This window comes from Anaerostipes sp. Marseille-Q3525, assembly GCF_018223505.1.
In the GTDB taxonomy this organism is placed as follows: domain Bacteria; phylum Bacillota; class Clostridia; order Lachnospirales; family Lachnospiraceae; genus Anaerostipes; species Anaerostipes amylophilus.
Genome location: NZ_JAGTTT010000059.1, coordinates 1 through 4,519, shown reverse-complemented (window position 1 = coordinate 4,519; position 4,519 = coordinate 1). Strand labels below are relative to the sequence as shown.

Genomic DNA, 4,519 nt, shown 5'->3' with positions numbered 1-4,519 from the left:
TTATAATATTATATTCCAAATTATTCTTATCTCCCTTATAGCTAATAATTTCTTGACTCACATTATCATTATCTAAATAATCATCAGTGTTTCTATTTACAACGCATAGCCATATACCATACACCATAATGCAACTTAAAATTATTCCAGAAAATATAATTAAAATTTTTTTCATAAATCAAACCTCCCTATTTATTATTTAATCACTGTAAAATATTATATGATATAAGTGTCAAAAGTATAAATTGTGTTTGTACTTGCACAAATAAGCAATTTATACTTATTGACACGCTCATCATTATATATTACCAAATAATTATATCTAATATATTCTATGCTCTGTTGGATCTGAATTTAATACATATGGATGTTTTTTCAAATATGCTTTTGAATATCGAGCATAATATGTATTTTTCACCTTATAAAACGATACTGATTCATATGATGCATAAATAGACGCTTTTGGTGCTAAGTCATGTATATTTTTAGCTACACTCTTATTACCCCCTTTTGCAGCTTTACATCCTAAGATTTTTATAAATTTTAATTGCGGTTTCTTTGTAAAATTTCTTTTCACCAATGATTTCTTTAAATCTATTGTCTGTCTACGCATAAAAATCTTTCCATATCCATTTTTAAATCCTGTATGAATATACATATATAATGCTACAATTTTTGAATTGATTTTTCCCCACGCTTTTTTAAAAGCCGCATTTGTATGTACAGCAAAAAATTTTACATTCTCATTTCTATAATATGGTGAATTCTTAGCTTGTTTTTTTAAATCATGTCCTGAATCATAATAAATGCATGCTAAACTTTTTGCTTTATGTCCACTAGGATCCACATAATTTACAGGATTACCGCTACAGTATCCATACAAGTTCTGTGAATCTAGATCGTCCTTTTCTCCTCGATAAGTATCCTCTGTTAAGAATCCTCCATCTTCTGGATTATAATACCTTGCATTCAGATAATACAGCCCTGTACTCTGGTCATAGATTCCACCCGTATAACAAACCTCATTCTCTGCTTTGTTATCTCCGTTGATCGTTGTCTCTCCAAAGTCTGTATACCGGTATGTTGCATCGGCACTTCCATCTTCTTTTACAAGACTTGTGGTACTTCCCTGGATATCTTTATGATACAACAGATAGTCTGTATGGTCACTTCCATATCTCTGTGTTGCAAGGATATTTCCATCGGTTCCGATCAGATTCTGAGATGTCTGACTGTTATCTCCATCGGTTGTATAGGAAACTACTCCGTCCTGATAGTAATAGTTCGTTGTTTTGCTTCCTTCCACTTTCTGGATCCTCTGTCCGTCTCCGTTATAACGGTTCTGCTGGATCACGGCTGTTTTTCCATTGACTTTGGTTGTCTGTACCTGAAGATCCTTATAGATCTTTGTTCATGTCAGGGTATGGATCACGGCAGTTTCTTATCCATAAGAAGTTTCTGTTGTTTTTGTTGTATTGTCTGCTTTTTCCTTTGTGGTAGTCACTTCTCCTGTATTCTGGTCGATACTTGAAACTTCTCTTCCTATCGGGTCATAGGAGGTTGTATCTTCCTGTGGCACTTTTCCCTGAATATCATTAAGGTACCGTAGCCCTTATGAAATCTGATTCTAAAATTTATTATGATTATTCTAGTTACTTTTCTGATTTTTCTATGTTTTCATTTTTATTGCATCTCTTTTTTCTTTTCTGACTTCATAAGGTCTACGGCTCAAACGTCTTTACTAATTATGCTACCATAGTAAGCTTTGTAATATAAAATATATTGCATCATTCAAGTAGCCTTCAATCTAGTACTCCTTGTGCAGCTTTATTTTTCTGGAAAATAGTAATCATCCTCATCTAATTTTACTTTTTTTAAAATAAAATAATTTGGATATTCTTTAAATCCCGGCAATGTTGATTTATACTTTTTCATTACATTTCTTGCCTTTTTCCAACTTCCAAAATATCCAATTGTTAATAAGTTCCCCTCATCTCTATATGTTAGTTGATATACATACATTGTATCACCTCATTCCCTAAAAATTTCTTTCCATCCAAAAATTTCTATTTGATATCTTTGCCTTAAAAAATTCAACATATCTTCATAAATATTTGCTTCATATTGAATTTTTCCCTGTTGTTTATCTAAACAATACATTTGTCCACTCTCAATATTTTTCAAACATAAAAATTTTTCATGATCATAATAATAATCCATAGTTCCTTGATATACTTTCATTTCTTCTTGATTTCTTATTTTTATATTATGATTTTCTGGATCACCTTCTTTTTCTTTCTCAATTACATAACCATTCAGAAGCTCGATTATAAAATATGACATTGTTGCTCTCCAAAATCCTTCTTTCCACCAAGGCTTATTTATTTCAAACTCAGAAATCTCCAAAAATTCATCTTTACCTTTAAATCTTGGTTGTTTCAAAAATTTTTTTCTTCCTGCCTCCGCCTTTTCTTGTGATGAATATACAGCAATAATTATTTCATCATCATTTTCTGGATTTTCATCATAATATGAAAAAAACAATTCATAAACCATCATAATTTTTCACCTCCCATAATATATTTAAACTTTATAATTTACTTTAATGTCTATCCGCCCATTTTCTAATTTTACTATAATCTCTTCCCTGCTCTCCTTTCTTTCTCCATTTTCCTTTTCCATAATGTTCATTCATCTTTCTAGTTGCATAAGCATTTCCATTTTCTCCTTTTTTCAATGGCTCTTTATCCAACCAACTTGGGACGTCTGTTGATCTTTCTTTTTGGTATTACTTTTTGCTTTACTTTTACTATGCATTATTCTATTAGCTGCTCTCCACGTAAGCCATATGGATATTTTAGTTTTAAAAGTAACTCTTCTTCCTGCATATCGTGTCTTTATCCTTCGTCTTTTCCAAGTTGAATATGATACATAAAATACTACTCTTCCTGCAACTACTTTTACTAATGTATATAATGCCACTGCATAGTGACCACTAGGATCAACATGATTTATTGGATTATTCGCACAATATACATATAAATGTTGTGTATCAGGTTTATCATTTTCTCCACGATAAGTATCCTCTGTCACAAACCTTCCATCTTCCGGATTATAATACCTTGCATTCAAATAATATAATCCTGTACTCTGATCATAGATTCCTCCAGTATAGCAAACTTCATTCTCTGCTTTGTTATCGCCATTGATCGTTGTTTCCCCAAAGTCTGTATACCGGTACGTTGCATCGGCACTTCCATCTTCTTTTACAAGACTTGTGCTACTTCCCTGGATATCTTTATGATACAACATGATACAACAGATAGTCCGTATGGTCACTTCCATATTTCTGTGTTGCAAGAATATTTCCATCGGTTCCGATCAGGTTCTGGGATGTCTGGCTGTTATCTCCATCGGTTGTATAGGAAACTACTCCGTCCTGATAGTAATAGTTCGTTGTTTTGCTTCCTTCCACTTTCTGGATCCTCTGTCCGTCTCCGTTATAACGGTTCTGCTGGATCACGGCTGTTTTTCCGTCTTTGTCGGTGACAGATACTTTGCTTAAGCGGTTCTCTGCATCATAAGTATAGGTTGTGACATTTCCATTGACATCATATGCAGTCTCATTGATGATCGTATCTTTTCCTGTGGTGATACTGTCTCCATCGACAACCGGCTGGCTGATCGTATGGGTTGTTTTTCCTTCTTTGTTGTATAACGTCAGGGAGATCTTTCCTTCTCCATCGGTGCTGCTTCCAAGGGTAACCGCTGCGATCTCTTTTCCATCGTCAGTAAAGACATGATCCGTATAGATACCGCTGCTTAAGCTACGGACTGCATTGCCTGCATGGTCTGTCCATGTCTTGTCTGTCACGGTTCCATTACGAACTTAAGTTACCGTATCCCTTATGAAATCTGATATTTTTATATTATTAGATTTATCGTTATTATTCTAGTTACTTTTCTGATTTCACTATGTTTTCGTGTTTTATTGCATCGCTTTTTCTTGTTTTCTGACTTCATAAGGTCTACGGATCAAATGTCCGTTGTGATTACGAGCACTTAAATTCATAAATTATAACCAATCATATTCCAGGATCAAATTCTGCAATATAAAATATTGCATACCGTTTTACTATCCAACGATCTAAAATTCCTCCTGTTTCTTTATCTATAGGATATGGTTCCATAATATATGCTCTTTGTTTCCTGACTTCTAAATCTTTATGCTCTACATTATCACGTCTTAAATGTCCTGTTATTGCCTCTTTCGGACATCCATATAACAATATACTAAAACGAACAGCACCTTTTTCCGTCATAAAACTATACATCAAACAACTAATAATAAAGATATAACAGATAGTTTTTACAATTTTTTTCTTAGATTTGATCATATTTATATTCCGCCTTTCTGCGCAAGGCACCAATGTGTCATGAAACATATTGGTTAACCTTCACTTTTTATTTTTTATTCTCATTACCTCTGATATTATTTATCTATAAGACTGACATACTA

Annotated in this window: 8 protein-coding genes; all 8 read right to left on the bottom strand. The window is 33.1% G+C overall.

Annotated elements, in window-relative coordinates:
- Window positions 1-322: 322 nt before the first annotated feature.
- Window positions 323-1,354: an RHS repeat-associated core domain-containing protein gene (locus KE503_RS14100; RefSeq protein ID WP_330622049.1), complete on the bottom strand. Its 1,032-nt coding sequence runs from the start codon at window positions 1,352-1,354 to the stop codon at window positions 323-325.
- Between the two features lie 87 nt (window positions 1,355-1,441).
- The gene (locus tag KE503_RS14095) at window positions 1,442-1,579 is read right to left on the bottom strand and encodes a hypothetical protein (RefSeq protein WP_212385676.1); all 138 of its coding nucleotides are present in this window, start codon (window positions 1,577-1,579) and stop codon (window positions 1,442-1,444) included.
- Between the two features lie 248 nt (window positions 1,580-1,827).
- On the bottom strand, window positions 1,828-2,022 hold the full coding sequence (locus tag KE503_RS14090) for a hypothetical protein (protein ID WP_212385674.1): 195 nt from the start codon (window positions 2,020-2,022) through the stop codon (window positions 1,828-1,830).
- A 9-nt stretch (window positions 2,023-2,031) separates the two neighbouring features.
- Window positions 2,032-2,559 carry a DUF7336 domain-containing protein gene (locus KE503_RS14085; protein ID WP_249183088.1) on the bottom strand — a complete coding sequence of 176 codons (528 nt, stop codon included), beginning with the start codon at window positions 2,557-2,559 and terminating at the stop codon, window positions 2,032-2,034.
- A gap of 43 nt (window positions 2,560-2,602) precedes the next feature.
- On the bottom strand, window positions 2,603-2,737 hold the full coding sequence (locus KE503_RS14755) for a hypothetical protein (RefSeq protein WP_283093110.1): 135 nt from the start codon (window positions 2,735-2,737) through the stop codon (window positions 2,603-2,605).
- Window positions 2,734-3,312 (bottom strand): RHS repeat-associated core domain-containing protein, encoded by a 579-nt coding sequence (locus tag KE503_RS14080; protein WP_212385666.1) that lies wholly within the window; start codon window positions 3,310-3,312, stop codon window positions 2,734-2,736. The genes KE503_RS14755 and KE503_RS14080 overlap by 4 nt, the downstream gene beginning before the upstream one ends.
- A complete protein-coding gene (locus tag KE503_RS14075; RefSeq protein ID WP_212385664.1) occupies window positions 3,299-3,874 on the bottom strand; it encodes a hypothetical protein in 576 nt (191 codons plus the stop codon). Before KE503_RS14075 ends, KE503_RS14080 begins: the two co-directional genes overlap by 14 nt.
- A 211-nt stretch (window positions 3,875-4,085) precedes the next feature.
- The gene (locus KE503_RS14070) at window positions 4,086-4,397 is read right to left on the bottom strand and encodes a hypothetical protein (protein WP_212385662.1); all 312 of its coding nucleotides are present in this window, start codon (window positions 4,395-4,397) and stop codon (window positions 4,086-4,088) included.
- Between the last annotated feature and the right edge of the window lie 122 nt (window positions 4,398-4,519).